The 19,171-nt window shown below is 43.2% G+C and carries 25 protein-coding genes and 2 pseudogenes; 5 read left to right on the top strand and 22 right to left on the bottom strand.

The window, feature by feature from the left end:
- Positions 1 to 76 precede the first annotated feature (76 nt).
- Positions 77 to 664, top strand: coding sequence for a TetR/AcrR family transcriptional regulator (locus GH808_RS07815; protein WP_186842221.1), 588 nt, complete (start codon positions 77 to 79; stop codon positions 662 to 664).
- 240 nt (positions 665 to 904) lie between these two features.
- Here GH808_RS07815 and GH808_RS07810 read toward each other — a convergent pair whose 3' ends face one another.
- The 4 genes from GH808_RS07810 to GH808_RS07795 are packed head-to-tail and all read right to left on the bottom strand — an operon-like array spanning position 905 to position 2,717.
- A complete protein-coding gene (locus tag GH808_RS07810) occupies positions 905 to 1,474 on the bottom strand; it encodes a YIP1 family protein (RefSeq protein WP_186842220.1) in 570 nt (189 codons plus the stop codon).
- Between the two features lie 2 nt (positions 1,475 to 1,476).
- Positions 1,477 to 1,758, bottom strand: coding sequence for a hypothetical protein (locus GH808_RS07805; RefSeq protein ID WP_186842219.1), 282 nt, complete (start codon positions 1,756 to 1,758; stop codon positions 1,477 to 1,479).
- A gap of 2 nt (positions 1,759 to 1,760) precedes the next feature.
- Positions 1,761 to 2,300: an RNA polymerase sigma factor gene (locus GH808_RS07800; RefSeq protein ID WP_186842218.1), complete on the bottom strand. Its 540-nt coding sequence runs from the start codon at positions 2,298 to 2,300 to the stop codon at positions 1,761 to 1,763.
- A 9-nt stretch (positions 2,301 to 2,309) separates the two neighbouring features.
- Entirely contained in the window at positions 2,310 to 2,717 is a 408-nt protein-coding gene (locus GH808_RS07795; RefSeq protein WP_186842217.1) for a hypothetical protein, read from the bottom strand.
- A gap of 168 nt (positions 2,718 to 2,885) precedes the next feature.
- On the opposite strand from GH808_RS07795, the gene GH808_RS07790 reads away from it, so the two are divergent.
- Together GH808_RS07790 and selD are read left to right on the top strand one after the other, a co-directional pair.
- Complete coding sequence (locus GH808_RS07790; RefSeq protein ID WP_311135767.1) at positions 2,886 to 3,221, top strand: CC/Se motif family (seleno)protein; 336 nt, start codon at positions 2,886 to 2,888, stop codon at positions 3,219 to 3,221.
- 28 nt (positions 3,222 to 3,249) lie between these two features.
- Positions 3,250 to 4,287, top strand: a complete 1,038-nt coding sequence (gene selD / locus GH808_RS07785) for a selenide, water dikinase SelD (RefSeq protein WP_186842215.1) — start codon at positions 3,250 to 3,252, stop codon at positions 4,285 to 4,287.
- An 89-nt stretch (positions 4,288 to 4,376) separates the two neighbouring features.
- Here selD and GH808_RS07780 read toward each other — a convergent pair whose 3' ends face one another.
- From GH808_RS07780 to GH808_RS07770, 3 genes are read right to left on the bottom strand one after another with little or no spacing between them, the layout of a single operon-like run.
- Positions 4,377 to 4,853, bottom strand: coding sequence for a DNA-deoxyinosine glycosylase (locus GH808_RS07780; RefSeq protein ID WP_186842214.1), 477 nt, complete (start codon positions 4,851 to 4,853; stop codon positions 4,377 to 4,379).
- A 56-nt stretch (positions 4,854 to 4,909) separates the two neighbouring features.
- Positions 4,910 to 6,049 carry an aldo/keto reductase gene (locus GH808_RS07775; RefSeq protein WP_186842213.1) on the bottom strand — a complete coding sequence of 380 codons (1,140 nt, stop codon included), beginning with the start codon at positions 6,047 to 6,049 and terminating at the stop codon, positions 4,910 to 4,912.
- 30 nt (positions 6,050 to 6,079) lie between these two features.
- Positions 6,080 to 6,658 carry a sugar O-acetyltransferase gene (locus GH808_RS07770; RefSeq protein WP_186842212.1) on the bottom strand — a complete coding sequence of 193 codons (579 nt, stop codon included), beginning with the start codon at positions 6,656 to 6,658 and terminating at the stop codon, positions 6,080 to 6,082.
- Between the two features lie 154 nt (positions 6,659 to 6,812).
- Here GH808_RS07770 and GH808_RS07765 point away from each other — a divergent pair, with 154 nt between their 5' ends.
- The gene (locus GH808_RS07765; RefSeq protein ID WP_186842211.1) at positions 6,813 to 7,262 is read left to right on the top strand and encodes a MerR family transcriptional regulator; all 450 of its coding nucleotides are present in this window, start codon (positions 6,813 to 6,815) and stop codon (positions 7,260 to 7,262) included.
- Between the two features lie 75 nt (positions 7,263 to 7,337).
- On the opposite strand, the pseudogene larC reads toward GH808_RS07765, so the two are convergent.
- From larC to GH808_RS07705, 13 genes and pseudogenes are all read right to left on the bottom strand, one after another.
- A pseudogene (gene larC / locus GH808_RS07760) lies at positions 7,338 to 7,475 on the bottom strand (nickel insertion protein); the annotation flags it as partial.
- A pseudogene (locus GH808_RS07755) lies at positions 7,472 to 8,025 on the bottom strand (AIR carboxylase family protein). The pseudogenes GH808_RS07755 and larC, both read right to left, overlap by 4 nt.
- A 141-nt stretch (positions 8,026 to 8,166) precedes the next feature.
- Positions 8,167 to 9,324, bottom strand: coding sequence for an aldo/keto reductase (locus GH808_RS07750; protein WP_186842210.1), 1,158 nt, complete (start codon positions 9,322 to 9,324; stop codon positions 8,167 to 8,169).
- A 206-nt stretch (positions 9,325 to 9,530) separates the two neighbouring features.
- The gene (locus GH808_RS07745; RefSeq protein ID WP_186842209.1) at positions 9,531 to 9,908 is read right to left on the bottom strand and encodes a MerR family transcriptional regulator; all 378 of its coding nucleotides are present in this window, start codon (positions 9,906 to 9,908) and stop codon (positions 9,531 to 9,533) included.
- A gap of 224 nt (positions 9,909 to 10,132) precedes the next feature.
- Positions 10,133 to 10,729, bottom strand: a complete 597-nt coding sequence (locus GH808_RS15625; RefSeq protein ID WP_311135765.1) for an MATE family efflux transporter — start codon at positions 10,727 to 10,729, stop codon at positions 10,133 to 10,135.
- Positions 10,708 to 11,055: an MATE family efflux transporter gene (locus tag GH808_RS15620; protein ID WP_311135764.1), complete on the bottom strand. Its 348-nt coding sequence runs from the start codon at positions 11,053 to 11,055 to the stop codon at positions 10,708 to 10,710. The genes GH808_RS15625 and GH808_RS15620 overlap by 22 nt, the downstream gene beginning before the upstream one ends.
- 305 nt (positions 11,056 to 11,360) lie before the next feature.
- Entirely contained in the window at positions 11,361 to 11,702 is a 342-nt protein-coding gene (locus GH808_RS07735; RefSeq protein WP_186842208.1) for a zinc ribbon domain-containing protein YjdM, read from the bottom strand.
- 108 nt (positions 11,703 to 11,810) lie between these two features.
- Positions 11,811 to 13,154 (bottom strand): diguanylate cyclase domain-containing protein, encoded by a 1,344-nt coding sequence (locus tag GH808_RS07730; RefSeq protein ID WP_186842207.1) that lies wholly within the window; start codon positions 13,152 to 13,154, stop codon positions 11,811 to 11,813.
- Between the two features lie 297 nt (positions 13,155 to 13,451).
- On the bottom strand, positions 13,452 to 13,862 hold the full coding sequence (locus tag GH808_RS07725; RefSeq protein ID WP_186842206.1) for a nuclear transport factor 2 family protein: 411 nt from the start codon (positions 13,860 to 13,862) through the stop codon (positions 13,452 to 13,454).
- Positions 13,863 to 14,123: 261 nt separating this feature from the next.
- Positions 14,124 to 14,774, bottom strand: a complete 651-nt coding sequence (locus tag GH808_RS07720) for a DUF3786 domain-containing protein (protein WP_186842205.1) — start codon at positions 14,772 to 14,774, stop codon at positions 14,124 to 14,126.
- Positions 14,767 to 15,309: a DUF2284 domain-containing protein gene (locus GH808_RS07715; RefSeq protein WP_186842204.1), complete on the bottom strand. Its 543-nt coding sequence runs from the start codon at positions 15,307 to 15,309 to the stop codon at positions 14,767 to 14,769. Before GH808_RS07715 ends, GH808_RS07720 begins: the two co-directional genes overlap by 8 nt.
- Positions 15,310 to 15,445: 136 nt before the next feature.
- Entirely contained in the window at positions 15,446 to 15,877 is a 432-nt protein-coding gene (locus GH808_RS07710) for a MarR family winged helix-turn-helix transcriptional regulator (RefSeq protein WP_186842203.1), read from the bottom strand.
- A 202-nt stretch (positions 15,878 to 16,079) separates the two neighbouring features.
- Complete coding sequence (locus GH808_RS07705; protein ID WP_186842202.1) at positions 16,080 to 16,817, bottom strand: SDR family NAD(P)-dependent oxidoreductase; 738 nt, start codon at positions 16,815 to 16,817, stop codon at positions 16,080 to 16,082.
- Between the two features lie 65 nt (positions 16,818 to 16,882).
- Here GH808_RS07705 and GH808_RS07700 point away from each other — a divergent pair, with 65 nt between their 5' ends.
- Positions 16,883 to 17,428 (top strand): helix-turn-helix transcriptional regulator, encoded by a 546-nt coding sequence (locus tag GH808_RS07700; protein WP_186842201.1) that lies wholly within the window; start codon positions 16,883 to 16,885, stop codon positions 17,426 to 17,428.
- A 105-nt stretch (positions 17,429 to 17,533) separates the two neighbouring features.
- On the opposite strand, the gene GH808_RS07695 is transcribed toward GH808_RS07700, so the two are convergent.
- The gene (locus GH808_RS07695) at positions 17,534 to 18,442 is read right to left on the bottom strand and encodes a 3-methyl-2-oxobutanoate hydroxymethyltransferase (RefSeq protein ID WP_186842200.1); all 909 of its coding nucleotides are present in this window, start codon (positions 18,440 to 18,442) and stop codon (positions 17,534 to 17,536) included.
- A gap of 237 nt (positions 18,443 to 18,679) precedes the next feature.
- On the bottom strand, positions 18,680 to 19,159 hold the full coding sequence (locus GH808_RS07690) for a hypothetical protein (protein WP_186842199.1): 480 nt from the start codon (positions 19,157 to 19,159) through the stop codon (positions 18,680 to 18,682).
- Positions 19,160 to 19,171: the final 12 nt, after the last annotated feature.

Here is a 19,171-nt window from a genome sequence, read left to right as displayed (position 1 = left end):
TCGGATTTTCTTGTGCCGAACACCCGACTGGTTTATAATCATCATAAAATAACTGTGTCAAAGAGGAGGACCTGAAATGAAAAATGCCTTGTCAACCACGGCCAAAATCACCAGACAAAACCTGGTTGATGCATTTTGGCAATTGTATTGCAAAAAAAAGATTGAAAAGATCACCGTAAAAGAAGTTTGTGATCTTGCCGGTTACAATCGTTCAACATTTTATGCCTATTTCACGGATGTATACGAAATTTTGGAAGAAATTGAAGAGCAGACGATTTCGGCGGATGACTTTAAGCAAATTGTTTTAAAAAAGCTCTTTCACGGCAAGCATTTTCATGCCGATCGAAAAAAAATAGTTTTGACCTCGGTTATTGATTTTTTTGAAAAGAACCGAACCTATCTCCCGACGCTTTTAAATTGTGATCCGCTTTTCAGGCAGAAACTCCTGAAGAAACTCACCCCGGCGGTGCTGTCAATGTACAAGCGGTTGACGCCTCAGGAAATAATGGAAGTGAAATATCTGATGGAATACCAGAGCGCGGCAATGCTCAGCACTATTTCCAAATGGTACACCGATGGCAAGGACCTGCCCATGGAACAATTTATCGAACTGCTGCTGTCGGTCACAACAAATGGCATTCAACACGAATTGTCAAAATATTGATTGTTCTCAGAACGACGCGACGCCCCTCTTGCAGTTTTCTCAGCAATACTTATTTGGCACTGCTCTCCATTTTGCGTCAGTTTTTGTTTGAATTATACATCAATATTATAGCAATCCGCTTTATTTTCTGCTATTGTCGTAGCATCCTCCCACTTTCTACCATTTTTGCAACTTCCTGCATATCAAAGCGCGGTTTAACTCGGCCCACAATCAGAGACCGAATTAAACCGCACTTTTCTTTTACAATATCGGTGTTTTTAAGGCAATTAACATATTAATACTGGCCAATAAAACAATGGCCATACCGCCAAGTACCAATGCCCCAACCAATTTACCGCGGCTAAGCTGAGCGACTTCCATGAAAAACAGGATGTACAAAATAGCTTTCCAGATCAGTAACCCAACAAAAGCAATTGAAAAGAACAGACTCCAGAACGCACTGTTCCAAAACAGGAAAAAATAATTCTCCGTGAATGCGACAATCAGTGCACAGAGCAGTGTCGGGATGTAGGTAATTCCCCAGGTTCGAATATAAGTCTGCCAGGGGACTGGACTTCCGAATATTTTTGCGATCGCCCAAAATGCTGTACAGATCGCGCAGTAGGTAGCCACACCGGCGGCCGACAGTGCCATCACCTGAATAACATTGATCCCCGGATTGACGCCGGTTATATCTGCCGTCATTCTCAAAACAGGATCGAGGATTACAGCCATTCCAATCGTTAAAGCCACCAGTGTCCATGACAGTCTGGCATCAGCCCTCCTGAAAGCCTTTACCGGTTTATTGAATGCTTCCAATAATAAATTCATTTTCAACCTCCCAATAGACTCATAATGAAATGTGTATAGCTTGTGCCAAAAATCAGGGTACACACCGACGATTGCACAAAAGCCGCACCGAAGGCAAACCGCCAGGGATAATCAGCGACGATTTTTCTCAGACTGTAGCCTGACCGTGTGGGCTGAATATCTGAATGCTGTCTGACATCAGTCAGAATCGTCTTAAAAATGCGTTCTTTTTGTTCATCAGTGGGTCTTGAAACCTCATCTAGCGTTTTGAACATCGCTTCAAAAAATTGTTTATCTTTTTCCATAACTAAACTTCACCTTCCTGAATTTTCTGATACGCCCTGATAAAGGCGGCTTTGGCCCGCTGCAAAATACTTTCCACTGCTTTATCGGATTTTTCCGTCATTTTCGCAATCTCATTGATGCTTTTGCCGTCGACATATTTAAGCAGCAGCGTCATTTTATAATGATCCGGCAGCTGTTTCAGACATTCTAGAATCTGCTGGCTTTGAAACGATGCTTCTATTCTCATTTCGATACTTTGCGTGGGATCCATCATCTGATCCGCCATTTCGTCGCTGATACCGCATGTTTCAATACACTGCCGGTATTTGGTCCGGTAAAAATCGGAGACCTTGTTTTTGGTTATTCGGTAAACCCAGGTTCGCTCTGAACACAGGCCCTTAAACCGATCCAAACCTTTAAAAACATCGAAAAAGATTTCCTTGGCAATATCTTCGGCAGTCACTTTATCCAGGCCGGTTCGCAGAAAAACATAGTGATAAATTTCGTCGATATAGATTGCATACAGTTTGGAAAAGCGCTGCTCTTTTTCACTTTCATGCATAACGCCACCTCATTTTATGGTGAAAGATTGTTCCGTTACGACCTTATCCCGGTATAAAACCTGAAACGTTAAATTTCCCGGCATCACCTTGTCGGCTTCCAGAGAATAGACAATGATCCCATGCTGATCCGTAAGCATGGCTTTTTCTTCTGATTTGATTTCCTGATCATTCAGCAACCATTTGGCGGTATATTTCATGCCTTTGGGGGACTCAATGAAATAGATACTGGCATACAGCGCATCTTGGGCGGCAAATTCTGCCGGTGTTTCTGCCTGTTCAAGCGCTGCCTGCTCTTCATAGGGCTGATTGTCGATGACGAACTTCATAACCGGATTATCTTCGCAGGCGGTCAGACCGATCATCAGAAACATACTTCCCAAAATGAGGGCGATCATTTTTATTACTTTATTTTTCATCTGTAAAACTCCTTTCACACTGGGTTTCATCAGGATAGTCGTTCGATTCTCGAAAATCCTTCGCATAAAATATTTTTTGTATTTCCAAAATTCAACAAAATTAAATAAACAATGTTATAATATGGTTAAGTATATCATATTTAGCAAACAAGTTGAGAAAAGAGGTGTATTATCATAAATATAGAAATTAAACAAGGCGTCAAAGAATATCTGAATTCAAAACAGACTCGGGATATTTATATCGAAATGGCCAATCGTGGGGGGTGCTGTTCAGGTCCTGTTTTTGTACCGGTCGTCAAACTGGGAAAACCGACTTACAGCAACATGTATGCTCCTTTTGAAAAAGATGAAATGACATTATATCTTCCCAAAAAGGTGATCAACAAAGAAACTGAAAACGTTACGATCAAACTGCGCAATTTTTTAGGACGCAAGTCACTGGCTGTGAATGGCATTCTTGCCTACAAAGAAAAAACATGGGATAAGGATAAGAAAAAATATTAAATCTGCCGTATCCACAGGAAAGGTTTTTATGGAAACAGAAGTAAAATTGACAAAATTGGCAAGTTGTGCCGGTTGCGGGGCCAAAGTCGGCGCCGGTACCTTAGCCGAAATTTTAGATAAATTGCCGACCCGGCACGATCCGCAGCTGATTGTCGGCTTCGACAAAAGCGATGACGCATCCGTCTATGTCATCAATGACGAGCTGGCCCTGGTGCAGACCCTTGATTTTTTTCCCCCGATCGTCGATGATCCCTTCATGTTTGGCCAGATTGCGGCGACCAATGCATTAAGCGATATTTATGCAATGGGTGGTGAACCGAAACTGGCGATGAATATTATGGGTGTCACCAAAGAGATGAGCCAGGATACCATTTATTCGATTCTGCGCGGCGGTTATGAGAAAGCCTATGAAGCCGGCGCAATCATTACGGGCGGTCATACCATTGAGGATGTTGAACCCAAATACGGATTGTCGGTCTCCGGATTCGTCCACCCCCAGCGGGTATTAAGAAATTCCGCTGCCAAAGAAGGCGATGTGCTTATTCTGACGAAGCCGCTCGGGATCGGAATCCTGACAACTTCCGCCAAAGCCAACATGGTCGGTGAGCCAGTTTTAAAACGCATTTATGAACAAATGGCCACTTTAAATAAGGCCGCACGGGATATCATGGTAAAATATGAAATTCACGGCTGCACCGACATCACCGGTTTTGCCCTGCTTGGCCATACCTACGAAATGGCGCAAGGGAGTCATTTGACCATCCATCTGGACAGCAGCGCAGTCCCCTATCATCCGGAAGCCTACAGTCTGGCCGAAATGGGTATGATTCCGGCAGGAGCCTACCGCAATCGGGATTATGCCGAGCAGGGCGTGACGGCATCAAAAAATGTTTCCGTCGCCATGCAGGATATTATGTATGACCCCCAAACCTCCGGTGGACTGCTGATTGCTGTCAGTGAGAAGGATTCCGCCGCTCTGATCCGGGAACTAAAAGACGCGATCCCCTGTGCCGCCGTTGTGGGACATGTTACAAAATACGAATCTTCCTCAATCATCATCGATTGATGCTTTCTCAAGAACATAAAACAACAAAAAGAGACAACGGATGCTGTCTCTTTTGTTGTTTTATGTTCAGATTTATCTTTCGATTCCGGTTACAGGCTGATTTCTTTTTTCCAGCATTCAATCAGTTTCTCCAGGGAGTATCTCGCATTGGCGGGACTTGTGGAGGGCAGCTTAATGATCTTTCGATTGGTCCGCTCAAAACAATAACGGGTATACAGCTCATCGGCCTTGCCGCCGTTGGCATAAATGGCTTCAATATTGGCCTCATTCAACACCTTTTCAATTTCGTTCGGTACCACATTTTTGATCGAACTGTCACTTGAACCATTGATGTCGCAGGAATAGATCACATCCCAGATGGCAATATTGCTTTTTAGAAGCATCGCCTTTTGTTCTGCTATCGTTTCAGGCACCGGAACGCCGACAAGCGCACTGACGACCTTCCAGAAGCGGTTCTGGGGATGCTGATAATAAAAGCTGACCTCCCGTGACTTTACTGACGGGAACGACCCCAAGATCAGAATTCTTGATTTTTTATCGTAAACCGGTCCAAATTCATGTATCATCAGTTTCTTCTCCCTTAAAAGCTTTTATTCATTTTAACATATTTCCCGGACAGCATCTACCAGGCTGGTGCTTCATCGAGCATCTTTTGGAAATCTTTCAGGGCTGCCGGAATGTCAATATTCTGCGGGCAGACCTGTTTACACTGGCCGCAGTCAATGCAGGCACCCGGACGTTTTTCCTCGTCCATTCCGGCAATCGCCATCGGCGCAATAAAGCCCGGCTGAAATTTGTGATCATTATAGTGATGGAGCAGCGTCGGAATATCCAGTTCTTGCGGACACTCGGAACAGCAATATTTACAGGCTGTACAGGGCAGCATCTTCAGCATGCTGTCTCTGATTTCTTCAATCACGGCGACTTCCGCTTCGGTCATGGGTTTTAAGGCTTCAAAGGTTTTTAGATTATCTTTTACCTGTTCGATGTTTGACATCCCGGAGAGAATCACCTTTACCCCGGGAAGCCCCTGGAGAAAACGAAATGCCCAGGCAGCTGTACTTTCATCAGGACGCAGATTTCGGAGTTTAACGGTCATTTCATCCGAAACACTGGCGAGGGCGCCACCACGCACCGGTTCCATCACCCAAATTGGGATATTCTTTTCTACCAGCATCTGATAAATTTCATTGGCTTTCTGCAGCTTCCAATCCAGGTAATTCAGCTGGATCTGGCAAAACTCCATGTGCTCTCCGTAGCGTTCAATAAAACGCTCAATCGTCGGCAACAAGCCATGCGTGGAGAAGCCCAGATGCTTGATCCGGCCGTTTTTCTTTTGTTCAATCAGATACTCAACGATTCCCCAACGTTCGTCAAAATAGACGTCGATATTCCGCTCATAGACATTGTGAAGCAAATAAAAGTCAAAATAGTCGACCCCACATTTTTCCAGCTGCTCCTCAAACTGTGCTTTCGGATCCCAACTCTCTCTGACCTCATGGCCGGGAAACTTGCTGGCTAAATAGTAACTATCCCGGGGATAGTTGCGAAGAATCTGTCCCATCACCCGCTCGGATGCTCCGGCGTGATAGCCATAGGCCGTATCAAAATAATTGATCCCATTTTTGGTGGCAACATCCACCATCTTTGCCGCTTCTTCCTCATTGACCGGGGCATCAAAGCCCTCGCCAATAATGGGCAATCGCATGGCCCCAAAACCCAATGCCGATAGTTTTTTGTCTTGAAAATCCTGATAAATCATTTTTTCTCCATTTTTTTGCGAATACGCAATTTATTTCTGATTAACTTCAATCTTTTTGATGATCTTTGCCGGGACTCCGCCGGCAATCACATTAGCCGGCACATCTTTAGTTACCACCGCTCCGGCCGCAACAATGGCCCCATCACCAATGGTAATCCCGGGAAGCACCGTGGCCTGGGCACCAATCCAGACATTATTGCCAATTCGAATCGGAGCCGGATACATATCTCCGCGTTTTTGCGGATTAATATCGTGGTTGAGGGTGGCTAACACCACATTTGGGCCGATCAGAACTCCGTCACCAATAAAGATGCCGCCCTGATCCTGAAAACGGCAACCTGAATTGATAAACACATTTTTGCCGACGTGAATATTTTTACCACAATCGGTAGAAAATGGCGGAAACAATCCAAAAGTATCATCTACTGGTTTACCCGCCAGTCGGGAAAAAATTTCGCGGATTTCTTCCGGCGGATGATAGCTGCCATTGAGCTCTGCCGTCAGTTTCAATGCTTCCTGTGAGATGGTATGCATCATCATATGCACTTCCGAGCCACCTTCAACCACCGTTCCCCGATTCAACTGTTCCAGGAAATTATTAATATCCATTTTTTACCTCATTGATTCTATTTTTTAATTTATTACATCTATTGAATTCCGATTCTGAATATGCTATACTCTGTTCAATAACTTCGACACCATTGTACAACCTAAAGTGAACTTTAAGTCAAGCTTTTTTTTGAAAATTTTGGGAGGAATTATTATGATTTATACCGTCGGCGAAGCCGCCAAGCAACTTAATGTGACCCCTTCGACATTAAGATATTATGATAAAGAGGGATTATTGCCTTTTCTCGAGCGATCTGGCAGCGGGATTCGAATGTTCAGAGATGAAGATATGTCCTGGTTAAAAATGATTGATTGTCTGAAGAAAACCGGGATGTCCATCAAGGGCATCAAACATTTCATGGACTGCTGTATGGAAGGAGATAGCACCATCGATGATCGTCTAGCAATTATGGGATCGCAGCGGGATTCCGTCGTTCAACAAATGCAAGAAATGCAGGAGATGCTTGATATGCTCAATTTTAAATGCTGGTATTATCAAACCGCGAAAGATGCGGGCACCTGCACCGTTTTTGATACAATGGCGCTTGAAGACTTCCCGGAGCATTACCGGAAATTCATCGACCCTGCCAAAAAGAATCAATAATCATTTTAAAACCCGTTTGTCCTAGAGATAATCTTTTTTGAACAGGGGGCGCAATGACGCAATACATGCAATGACCCCGGAATGAAGTGTCATGGACAGACTTTTCAGGGCCGTCTCGAGCACCTGCTGATCCGCTCCCAGATCCAGGAGTGCCGCAACGGTCATATCGCCACTGATACCGGAATAGCATTCCAGATATAAAGTCTGACTCATGATCGCACGCCCAATCGGTTAATCTGGGTGGCCGTGTAACCCGCACCGTAGCCGTTATCGATGTTGACCACCGAGATACCATTGGCACAGGAGTTGATCATCGTCAGCAGCGCCGAGATGCCACCCAGACTGGCGCCATACCCGATCGAGGTGGGCACACCGATGACCGGCTTGTCTACCAGCCCGCCGAACAGACGGCAATTTTCCCCACGCGCTTCTTGTCGGGTTTTTCTATTTTGATAATCCGGGATATTTCATCGTACACAACTTCCGGATAGGCTGCTTTGATCATTTGATATTGATGCTGCGAGGCCCGAGTTCCCATCACCTCTCCATCTTCTTCGTATAGTTTTCCAAATATATTCAGCAGATGATCATCTGCCTTGCCGCTGCAGAAGATCACCTCGGCAAAACCGGACCGCATCTTTCGGTGAGTATCCAGTTTGGCATAACCCATTTCTTCAAAGGGCTGCCTGCGAAAAAAAAGCTCTGCTTCTTCCACAGAGATCTCGCCCGTTTTTACTTTTTTTAATATTTCCTGTGTTTCCATGTCCACCTCTGGTTTTACTTGTTTTATCTCATTGATATTATCTTATACTTTATCACTTGGAGTTCACTTCAAGTCAATACCTATTTATTCTTTTCTTAAAAAAAACTCCGTACCTTTAAGATACGGAGTTTTTATCAACTATCAATTTGATTCTAAAACTGCTCGGACATTTTTCAACTCCTGGATAATAGCAATGTTCTGGGGACAATGTTCTTCACATTTTCCACATTCAACACAATTCGACGCCTTGGCCGCTTGCGGAAACATCATCCCATATTGACCTTTGGCCTTGGGGAGCATATCAAATAGATAGGCATTGTTATAAAGAGCAAAATGTCCTGGTATATCGACCCCGTTTGGACACGGCATACAATAGCGGCAGCCCGTACAGTTGACCTTCATTTTTTCTTTGATTGTTTTCTTGGCAAAATCCACTAACGCCAGTTCTTCGTCCGTTAAGGAATTGGCGACACCTTCGTTTGCCGTATTGATATTCTCAACCACCTGCGCCATCTCATTCATGCCGCTGAGGACCACTGATACCTCGGGATGATTCATAACCCACCTGAGTGCCCACTGGGCCGGGGTTCTTTTGATTGGTGCTTCCTTCCAGACGTCTAAAACTTCATTGGGTAATTTGTCGACCAGAGCGCCGCCTCTGATGGGTTCCATGATGGTAACCCCCATTCCCTTGCTGGCAGCATATTCTAATCCTTTTGTACCGGCCTGGTAGTTTTCATCCAGATAATTGTATTGGATTTGACAAAAAGACCAGTCATAAGCATCGATAATTTCGACGAATAAATCAAAGTCATCATGAAAAGAAAAACCAGCATGTTTGATTTTACCGTCTTTGATTGCCTGATCCAGAAATTCACCGACGTTCAGTTTTGCCATGTTTTGCCAGAAACTCTTATTCAGTCCATGCAGCAGGTAAAAATCGATTGTATCAGTTTCCAGCCGTTTAAGCTGCTCATCTAATAATCGCTCCATATCAGCTCTGGTCTGAACCATCCACACCGGCAGTTTTGTTGCCAGATTTACCCGTTCCCGATAGCCATCCTTTAATGCCCTGGCCACGAAAGGTTCGCTCGCTCCCCCTTTGTCAGAACCGTTGCCGTGATAAGGATAGGCCGTATCAATATAATTAACCCCATGGTCAATGGCGTATCGCAGCATTTCAATGGCTTTTTCATCATCGATATTCGATTGAACCCCGTCGATAACAGGTAAGCGCATACAACCAAACCCTAAAACAGAAACTTCTTCATTTGTTTTTCCGAATTTTCGATACAACATCTTTCAATCTCCCTAATTTTAGATTTAAACAATCTGTGACAGACTATTTAGTCAAATATATCTATATTGGATTATTTGTCTACTAATATTATAGTACCATCTGAACTTTACACCAAGTCAATATCTTTTATTTTCAAAAAAATCTCCAACCATTTAAGGTGCGGAGATTTTAACAATGTGCATATGCTTCAGTCACTCATTAAGATCTATTTGTCCCAGGACAAAACCCCGGTAACTTCGGCCTTTTCATATCGATCGATTTTGTAATTGAGCTTGTCCATGGTTTTTTGCATGTCTTCCATTTTTTCCAGAAGCTTTCTTCGCTCTTCAACCAAAAGTTCTTTTCTGGCACCGATCGTCGAGTCGCCCTGCTGAGTAAGTGCACAATATTCAATCAGGGCCTCAATGGGAATCCCGGCCGAACGCATACATTTTGCCAACTCAATCCATCCGCAGGATTCTTCTGTATAGTCCCGAATCCCATTTTTTCTACGGTTCACTGCCGGTATCAATCCAATCCGCTCATAATAACGCAGGGTATCCTGCGAAATATCATATTTTTTACTAACTTCTGTTATGGTCATGAAAATCCACCTCGGTTAATTTTTTAATTAGAAATTCAATGGGGCTTCAAATACTTCAGCCACATCTTTCAGAGTGGTGGGATCTTCCTGATTGGTGACGGGTAAGCGCATAAATCCAAATCCTAATTTCTTTTGTGGCATCGTTGTTCTCCTTGTGATTGTATTCGTTATTTATTCTTTTGTTCACTTTATCATCTGGAGTGAACTCCAAGTCAAGACATTTTTTAAATTGCCCGAAATTCTGTCCATTTTCCGGAAAAATACCGCCACACAAAAATAACAGCTTTGACGATCCAGTCTACAAACATGGCTAACCAGGTTCCGATCATGACCATATTAAAATAAACACCAAACACATAGGCCAACAAGATCTGGCAGAAAATCATTGTTACAATGCTGATAACCATTGGAAATTTGGCATCCCCAGCAGCCCGAAAGGTGACTGGCAGGGTATACGCCAGCGGCCAGATCAGAATCATCATGATGGCATTCCCCCAGACAATCTCGGTTGTCCACTGCGTCGCTTCTGGCGAAAGGGCATAAATATTTAAAATCGCGGGCAGTAAAAGAATCACAATGGCTGAACTGATGATCTGGGCTACATAGAGCGCCGCGGTGATTTTCCTGGTATAATATCGAGCCTGTTCATAATCCCCCGATCCAACACAGCGGGATATGACGACCGTTAAGCCCAGTCCCACCGCCATACCAGGCAGCACCTCAAACATAATAATGGTTCCCCCCACCGAATTGGCGGCGATGGCAGCCGTTCCAAAGGTGGACACCAGACTTAAGATGATCAGCCGACCAAAATAGAACATCCCATTTTCAAAATCAGCTGATTGGCCGCCTTGTTGGCTGCTTTTTCCTGCTTATTTCCCAGATACTGCCCGGCAATAACAGCCCCACCGGTTGCTAATGCGGCAAAGACACTGATCAGCAATGCCATCACAAATTCCACCAGCGATACCCCGGATACCGCTGCCTCACCTACATGGGCCACTAGAATGGAAGCAGTCAGACCCACCGAATATTCTAAAAACTGCTCAATAACTAGAGGAATAAAAAGCTTTGACAAATCCCTGTTGGTAAATAAATGCTGACTCAATTCTGACTTTTTGATCTTTAATGCTGCTGTTTTCTCCAATTTTAATTATCGCCTTTCTTTTCTGCTACAAACACTACGCTCTGTTTTATCATTCTAAAGTAGTCTAACTTCCATCGGATTAGAAGCCTTTTGCGCTTCAACAATTGTTAGACTGATTTATATATTAAGCTTAACACTTGGAGTTTACTCCAAGTCAATTGTTTTTTTATGATGGACGTTTTCAAAAAAAACAGCCCACTGATTTTCATTTCATGAAAATCAGTGGGCTTTCCGTCTATTCTTTATTGAGTTTTTTACATCTTATAAAAATCAGTCACTATATTATTGCTTTTGGTTTCAGGCATTTATGCCTTTTTAACAAACTCCGATTTTAAAGACATGGCGCCAAAACCGTCAATTTTACAGTCGATGTTATGATCGCCATCAACCAGTCGGATATTTTTTACCTTGGTTCCCTTTTTCAAATCCTGAGAACTGCCTTTAACTTTCAGGTCTTTGATCAGGATAACCGTATCACCGTTTGTTAAGACATTTCCATTTGAATCTTTGACGATCTTTTCATCGCCGCCGTTTTCGTTTGTTGCCTCCAAAGTCCATTCATGGGCGCATTCCGGACAGATCAGCAGTTCTCCATCTTCATAGGTGTATTCTGAATTGCATTTCGGGCAATTTGGTAATTGTTCCATTTTATTGTTCTCCATTCATAATTGTTTTTACCGGGGCACGAGCCCTTAATATTATCATAATCCGGCTCGATTAACAAGGCTCTTCTAATACTGATATGATTGGTTACCTCATCCTTCCATTTTTTGTTTCTTTTTATCCGCATACATCTGTTCATCAGCAATTTGAAGCAATGCATCAATATTATCACCATCTTCCGGGAATAATGCAGTGCCAATACTGACCGCTATTTTAGCAGGATAGTCGGCCAGATGAAATTGATTTTCAAAACTACTTGTTAGTCTTTCCAGGGCATAATTAAGTCCTGTTCGGTCTTCCATTTCCGGCATGATAACGAGAAATTCATCACCGCCCAGTCGAAAAACTGCCTCTTCTATCCGAGTATTTTCGGTTAAAACCCGTGCTGTTTCAACCAGAACCAGATCACCAACGTTGTGCCCGTAAGTGTCATTGATGTTCTTGAAATGATTTAAATCCATACTTAAAAAACCGACATGCCGATTATTTCTCTTGGCTGCTGCCAAAACCATAGTCTGATATTCATTTAAATAATGCCGGTTGAAAAGACCGGTCAGGGAATCATGACTGGACATAATGCGCAATTGATCATTTGTTTTTATGGCTCTATGTGTTAATAGGCCCGCCCCGGCGGCGATTAAAACTGATAGAAAAATGGCACTCCAAAAAATGAACTGATTATTTTCCCAGCCGTCTTTGGGTGAAACTGACACCTTCCAGTTAATAAAATCCGGATCGATGTCAAAGGTCAGTGCGGATTCTCCAACTGTACTCATGGAACCATAAAAAGGAACCGTTTTATTTTGATCATTGAAGATAGCGACATTTAAGTCGGCATCTTCGGCATAGGCATTAATGTCTTCAATGATTTTATCCCCTTTCAGCACGATACTAATCTGTCCCCAATAGCCGGTGTCCTTTCTGACAATGGGAAGTCGGATAATAAAACCGGTTCCGCCCTGAACCAGTTCAACCGGTCCCTGCAGAATCGGCACCTGTTCATTTTTAACCTTAAGCACCAGCTCTTTCTGACTCTCAGACTTGGATAAGTCAACGCCGATTGCTGCTGTATTTCCTTCCTTTGGATAATTCCAGATGGCGGTCGTATCCTGACATACCCCAACGTTCCTGATTTGATTTTCGTTTTTAGATAAGAGATTATTAAGATAGGTATAGGCCTCTGATTCATCCAGCCCCGGATTCATCAGGATATAAGCCTCAAAGCCCTGAACCAGCGTTTTGTTTGTATAAACCAAATGTTCCACCTGACTTTTAAAATTAATAAATTTATCGGTAGTTTTTAGCATCTCCTGCTGTTTGAGGTTATTCATGAACATGCCAATAATCAGCAAAAAAACCGTCAGTAGAAAAAGGGATAGCGCTATTGAAATGATGATTGCAATTTTCTTTTTAAAAAGACTTTTGTTCTGATCCAACTTTAATTCTCCTGTAAATCCTTCGATATTTTAACCACTTTAGTTTATCATAAAAAATGAATAAACACCATATCTTAATAGATACTGCTGCTATAAATATCGGCAATCTTTTTAAAAGGGTTAGGACTGTCTGGTCAGCGAATTAGACCTATTGAGTGTTTGAAGTTTTACTGGCCATGTTCGATCCTATTTTTTAGACAATAGCTATCCGCTAAAATTAAAACGAGAGCCGATTTTACAGACAATGTGTAAAACCAGCTCTCGTTTTTATAAAACTTTTGCGCGTCTATGTTTTGTTTAGCAGAGTGGTGAATCAGAAAGAGCCCAGCCCTCAACAACACGAACCCCAATATCGCCATCGTTATCCTTGAATTTAACAAATTCCATTGTATTTTGACTTACTTCTTTGCCCGTATCAAGATTCCTGATCTTGACCGTATAGCGAATCGCGCACCAGTCATCCTTGATGATCATGTTTTCAAAGGCACCAAGCTCCATCGTGAAGTGTTCAAACAGTTTTCCCATCATGTCTTTGTATTCCTGCAATGTCAGGCGCTTCTGAGAGCCTTCAAGGGGAATATTGTAATGGGCGTCCGGTTCATACAAGGTGTTGCACCATGTCAGCCAGCCATCATAACCGCCGTTCCAATTTTCAAATCCATTTTCCAATCTGTCTCGAATAGCATCTTCCATTTTTACATTATTCATCGTTTTTTCTCCTTAAAATTATTTATTTATTTATTTGAACAGGTATCGAATAACCCTGAACTAATCTAATGTAATTTTTTGCTTACTCAAAAGCTTTTCGCCTTGCTTCGTGTTAATTTCTTTTGATAGCCTTATATTACGCTTCAACTATTCCTCAACGTTAATATTTTGTTAAGTTCGTGTTAAAGTGACCATTTTCGTAATTTTTTGCACAAAAAAACACCGAAAATTCGGTGTAAAATTAAACTGGACGGCGAGTTGTTATTCCCATCCATCCACAGTTCCATATTCCGCAGTTTTAATCAATGCTCTGACAAGGCAACCGCATAAAAAAGCAAGACATTCAAACTCCAGAAATTCCGGTGCGCTTTCATCAAATTGAGTTTGAATCTCAACCGGGAAGTCCTCGTCGGCTTCCCGATAGATAATCTTAACCGGTATTTTAGGCAGCACTTCCAATAGCCAGCAGCGACTATACGGTTCTTTGCAAAGCTCCGGTTTTCCACCTAATTTTACGACCGCTTCTGTTAATTTATTGACGTCATTGCCAAAAGCTTCAATCAAGGGGGCATCCATCATGCTGGCTTTTCCGGTTTCGCCGCTTGTAAACATAGTGGTCATCCGAGAAAGGGGTTTGAACGAATAAACCGGATCGCCTGTGCCTTGAGACAACACGTAATGAATCAGGATGGATCGGTTATTGATATTGACCGGTTTTCCATCAATCGGTATTACGCCGGTATTGGTAATGCGATAATCCCGTTTTAAAAAATTGATGGTAATCTGTCCATTTGAATCAATGTTCAGGTCAAAACGGGCTGCACTTTCCGCTAGGTTACACTTAGCCAGTTTGGGCAACAGCGCTTCGTAAATAACATCGTAAGAACTCGGCATCGAGTATCGCTTATTCATTAAACAGTACCATGCTGAAATAGGTGACCGTATTGGTTCCATTATTGTAGCTGATATTTAAAGACGGAGCCATCTGCATCACCATGATGCCATAACTTTCGGTGGCCGGATACATGCGATCCTGAAATCGACAGGGCGCATCAGGGTAGGTGCATTTTTTACAGACTGTGCATCCTTCAGTCGATAGAATCAAAGCATCTTTGTCATAGCAGCGAAAAACCGCAGCCACCTGATCAGTTAAGGCCTCATGCTCGACCCGAGCACGCATCCATCCTTTCATATCAAAACTGCTGGCCATTTCAGTGGCTGTGGTAAAAAGCATCGCCTTATCATATGCCTGACATTTTTCTATGCAACTCTCGACACTGCCCACTGCCGGCGGGCAGGCCCAGGATGTATTATACAACCCGCAGCTGTTACCTTCACAGAGATCCCGAACTTCTTTGGAAAAAATAATATCTTCGGGTTTAAAGAATTCATATTCCAGGATCGGCAGTTGCGCCAGCTCTTTTTCGATTTCAGTTTGTTTATTCATCGCTGCTCACCTTTTGAATACAGTGACCACAACGAATTTTCTCTGACATACCAAACTAGTTCTGCTTTAATCATCTCTTTCATATTATGCTTTTTCTCACTTTCTTTTAGTGTATCTACACGATAAAGCTAAAAAATTAAGGCGCTAAGACCTCAATTTTTAATAACAGGGCTTGGAGAGTTTTCGTATCTTCCTGACCCAACTGCGCTTCAATCCGCTTCTGGGCCAGTTCCCAGTAAGCATTGGCTTGTTCGATTCTTTCTCGGCCCGCTGCCGTCAAACAAAGCTGCCGGTTTCGCGTTCCCGGCGGGGCAATATCATGAATCAGTCCCTGCCGTTCAAGCGGTTTTAAATTGCGAACCAAGGTGGTTCGATCCAACCGGATTTCTGCGGCCAACTCACTGACACTCACCGGTTCCATTGCATGGGTATGCTTTAAAATTGAGAATTGACTGACACTGAGCTGGCAGGGAGCCAGGTAATGGTCGTAAATTTCGGTAATCGCCAGGGAGGCCCGCCGCAAATTGAGGCAATTGCATACTGACGATTTTTTGTTTTCTGTTTTCATGTGATCACCCGTTATTTTAGTGTATATACACGATTATTATACAGGACTGCTGCGCTTTTGTAAAGTTAATTGGATATTTTTCAGGACCAAACGCTAAACCTCTTAATATCCCGGTTTTTGATAAAGTTCGGTCTGAAGTCAAAGCAATGAACAATTTGTTTTGTGCTTTGACTTCAGGCCGAAAAATCAAAGAGGATTAAAATTAGCCCAGACATACACCGCCGTCAATAATGATCGAAGCTGAGTTTACAAAGCTTGATTCATCACTGGCCAGATATACTGATAATGGCGCGATATCATCTGCCATCCCGATCGGCTTGCAGGTCCATTCACGGCAATGCGCATTGTACCCGGTTGCAAGATGCACAGCAACGCCGGCTTCATTGCGCGTGATCGAATTAGCAATATTCGTCATAACCGGACCAGGGCAAATTGAATTGCAGCGGATGCCCTTGCGGCCATATTCATATGCAATGGCTTTCATCAGTCCATTTGCCCCTGCTTTTGCGGCACTATATGCCGGGCCACCAGTTGCACTTTCAAATGCAGCGTTGGATGTAATCATAACAATCGAAGCCTTGATCTCATTTGCTACAAAATATCGCAGTGCTGCCCGGCTCATCTTCATCTGCCCAGTTAGATTCACGCTAATCAAGCGATCCCATTGTTCATTGGTAATATCTTCCACCAGTGAAAAATCATCAGCAATACCCACATTGCTGGTCAAGACATTACATGTACCAAAGGTATCCACGCATACCTTCACGGCATTTGCACAATCATCATCATTGGTAATATTGCATTTAACTGCTTTGAACTGTGAGATCAGTCCAAGCTCGGATACTTCCTTCGCCAAGTCCTCCAAACCGACTTCGTTAAAATCAGCCGCAACAACATTTGCACCCTCCTTCAAATAGGCAATCGCAATCGCTTTGCCCATACCGGAAGCTGCACGGAAAGATTTATAATCAGTATCTGCTGAATATTGACAAACACTGGAGTACTTTGTATCTTGAATACTATGCAAAGACTGCTAACGGCTATTGTAAACCGTTAAAAAATTTGCGGGAAAATCCTACCCAACCAACCATCAATATCCGTACATGGAAAAAAGAAATGTCGACAGAGTTTGTTTCTAATTACATTCATTCCCGGGGGCTTAATTACTCCCTTGGTTTTGTTCTGTTTGATACCAACGGCAGACCGCGAACTTTATTTGCCCTGGACAAGACTAAAGACGCAAACTTCACCGACACTGAGTTAATGACACTGTCGCTGGTCGTTCCTCAGCTAAACAATCTCCATAAAAATTTTTTCTGTCAGCAGACACGTCAACAGGCTGTGAATCAGCTCTTCTGGGAAACAACCGACCTAACTGCTCGGGAACTCGAAATTGTCAATCTGCTGTGCCAAGGTATTTCGCCTGCTGTCATCAGTCAGTCGCTGTATATCTCCCAGTCTACCACCAATAAACACATCGCCCATATCTATAAAAAGATGCATGTTTCCAACATACAAGAACTACTTGTCCGCATGCTGGCTAAAGATTGACTGTTAGCCCCCTGGGGTGATCGCTATTTCTTCGGGAACACCTACTCCAGGGGGCAATTCAATATAAAGCAACAGATCATGTTTTTCCGGGAATTCTCAGTCAGGCTATCTTACGGTGTACTTTTGTTCCAATTGGTTTAAAAATTTATCGAGTTCCTTCTCTTCCATGTGGAAACCATGCTTATCTTCAGGATATACGCCAGTCCGGACATCATTGGCCCATCCGCCGTAGGCAGTGGCCGCCCATTTGAAGAAGTCAGCATAGACCTTGGCATGAGAAGCCAGCGACGGCATCATATTGAAGGTGTCAAAATCGACCATTTCTGAACCGTCAGCAGCACCGCCGGCACAGATGGAGACGACCGGTACGCTCAGCTTCTTGGCGATGGCATTGGTGACTTCAATGGGGGTCAGCTCGATGGTCATGCCCATCATCCCGTTTTCCTGATACTCATAAGCCATCCGGAAGACATCCATCGCGTCTTCAGCGGTTTTTCCCAGGCGCTTGTAGCCGCCATGTTTGCTGGTCTGCCAGCCGGACAGAGCGCCGACGTGGCCGAACACGACCAGGTGGTTATCTGCCATGTACTTCAGGGTCTCGTTGCTGACGCCCATCGGAAGCAACGAGTCAGCACCTTCGGCCATGTACATGGAGCCATACTCCAGCGCTTTTTCCTTGGAGCAGAAAGTCGGAGTCATCATATAGAAGTTAATATGGATAATCTGAGCAGCCGCACGGATATCACGGATTCTCCAGGTTGCGTTGGCAATCTGCATCTCGGTGTTCTCACCGGGTGTTGTCAAGCGACAGATGTCGCAGTCGGCCATTTCAGCCGCCATGACAAAATACTTGTCCCGGTCAACCGGGCACATCTGCACGATCTTTTCGCCGTTATCCTTCTTTTCTTGAAGAAATGCAATTGATTTTCGTCCCTTTTTCATCTTGGACGCTTTAATACCTGATTTTTCTTCCTTGCTGATTTCGACTTCTTTGTTTTCTTTTTCATTTGACATACTATGTTTCCTCCTTTATTTTGGGTCATTGCTCACCATCTTTTACAAGTAACTTTACATCAATTCAAATGGATCGTTACTGTTTGCAACATGAACATAAATTTGTCCGTCAGAAGATGTAACCCTTTTCACATTTGCTATGATCACAGTATATCAAAAAGATATTTGCTGGGTAATTAGCAGAATTGCGTATAAAATATTAGTAATTTTAGCCATTTACAAACTTTTTTTCTTCGCTTAGAAAAGACCATCATCATAATGCATAATATTATTTGACAGAATCAGATCCCACACCAGTCCCCACTGGGCAATTATTGAATATCGCAGAGGTGCGCCGTAGGAAACCATCATCAGCACAAAACCCATAAACAAGAATCCTTCATTTGCATGCGAGATAAGTGGTGCGTATGATGTCACCCAAATATTGTCCCAGATCATTGCATGAACAACTATAAAAGAGAGGGTACACATGATTTTGTAATGATCGGTCTTGCGGTAGACAGCCGCAACAATGGCAATCAACGACAGCAACAGAATTCTGCGCATCAGGGAATCCCATTCCAAATACTGATAGGCATCAAAATCTACTGCAAATAAAATGATAAATGCAAATCCTGACGCAGCCAGCGCCAGCAGATTGAATTTCTTATAATGATCATATTTGGATTGGTAAAAATCATTTTTTGCCTTGCCGCGCAATTTTAATAATTCCTTCATGATATACCCTCT

It is taken from the genome of Acetobacterium fimetarium (genome assembly GCF_014284475.1).
GTDB lineage: Bacteria > Bacillota > Clostridia > Eubacteriales > Eubacteriaceae > Acetobacterium > Acetobacterium fimetarium.
The sequence above is the reverse complement of the archived record's forward strand: the minus strand, read 5'-3'. Positions and strand labels throughout refer to the sequence as shown.

Bases quoted from the DNA above. Each gene is read 5' to 3' on its own strand.
- GH808_RS07780 (WP_186842214.1), bottom strand. From the start codon at position 4,853: ATGATACATGAATTTGGACCGGTTTACGATAAAAAATCAAGAATTCTG.
- GH808_RS07735 (WP_186842208.1), bottom strand. From the start codon at position 11,702: ATGGAACAATTACCAAATTGCCCGAAATGCAATTCAGAATACACCTAT.
- GH808_RS07745 (WP_186842209.1), bottom strand. From the start codon at position 9,908: ATGACCATAACAGAAGTTAGTAAAAAATATGATATTTCGCAGGATACC.
- GH808_RS07795 (WP_186842217.1), bottom strand. From the start codon at position 2,717: ATGAAAAATAAAGTAATAAAAATGATCGCCCTCATTTTGGGAAGTATG.
- GH808_RS07715 (WP_186842204.1), bottom strand. From the start codon at position 15,309: ATGAATAAACAAACTGAAATCGAAAAAGAGCTGGCGCAACTGCCGATC.
- GH808_RS07695 (WP_186842200.1), bottom strand. From the start codon at position 18,442: ATGTCAAATGAAAAAGAAAACAAAGAAGTCGAAATCAGCAAGGAAGAA.
- GH808_RS07710 (WP_186842203.1), bottom strand. From the start codon at position 15,877: ATGAAAACAGAAAACAAAAAATCGTCAGTATGCAATTGCCTCAATTTG.
- GH808_RS07770 (WP_186842212.1), bottom strand. From the start codon at position 6,658: ATGGATATTAATAATTTCCTGGAACAGTTGAATCGGGGAACGGTGGTT.
- GH808_RS07725 (WP_186842206.1), bottom strand. From the start codon at position 13,862: ATGAATAATGTAAAAATGGAAGATGCTATTCGAGACAGATTGGAAAAT.
- GH808_RS07750 (WP_186842210.1), bottom strand. From the start codon at position 9,324: ATGTTGTATCGAAAATTCGGAAAAACAAATGAAGAAGTTTCTGTTTTA.
- GH808_RS07690 (WP_186842199.1), bottom strand. From the start codon at position 19,159: ATGAAGGAATTATTAAAATTGCGCGGCAAGGCAAAAAATGATTTTTAC.
- GH808_RS15625 (WP_311135765.1), bottom strand. From the start codon at position 10,729: ATGTTCTATTTTGGTCGGCTGATCATCTTAAGTCTGGTGTCCACCTTT.
- GH808_RS07800 (WP_186842218.1), bottom strand. From the start codon at position 2,300: ATGCATGAAAGTGAAAAAGAGCAGCGCTTTTCCAAACTGTATGCAATC.
- selD (WP_186842215.1), top strand. From the start codon at position 3,250: ATGGAAACAGAAGTAAAATTGACAAAATTGGCAAGTTGTGCCGGTTGC.
- GH808_RS07810 (WP_186842220.1), bottom strand. From the start codon at position 1,474: ATGAATTTATTATTGGAAGCATTCAATAAACCGGTAAAGGCTTTCAGG.
- GH808_RS07805 (WP_186842219.1), bottom strand. From the start codon at position 1,758: ATGGAAAAAGATAAACAATTTTTTGAAGCGATGTTCAAAACGCTAGAT.
- GH808_RS07765 (WP_186842211.1), top strand. From the start codon at position 6,813: ATGATTTATACCGTCGGCGAAGCCGCCAAGCAACTTAATGTGACCCCT.
- GH808_RS07775 (WP_186842213.1), bottom strand. From the start codon at position 6,049: ATGATTTATCAGGATTTTCAAGACAAAAAACTATCGGCATTGGGTTTT.
- GH808_RS07720 (WP_186842205.1), bottom strand. From the start codon at position 14,774: ATGAATAAGCGATACTCGATGCCGAGTTCTTACGATGTTATTTACGAA.
- GH808_RS07705 (WP_186842202.1), bottom strand. From the start codon at position 16,817: ATGGGCAAAGCGATTGCGATTGCCTATTTGAAGGAGGGTGCAAATGTT.
- GH808_RS07815 (WP_186842221.1), top strand. From the start codon at position 77: ATGAAAAATGCCTTGTCAACCACGGCCAAAATCACCAGACAAAACCTG.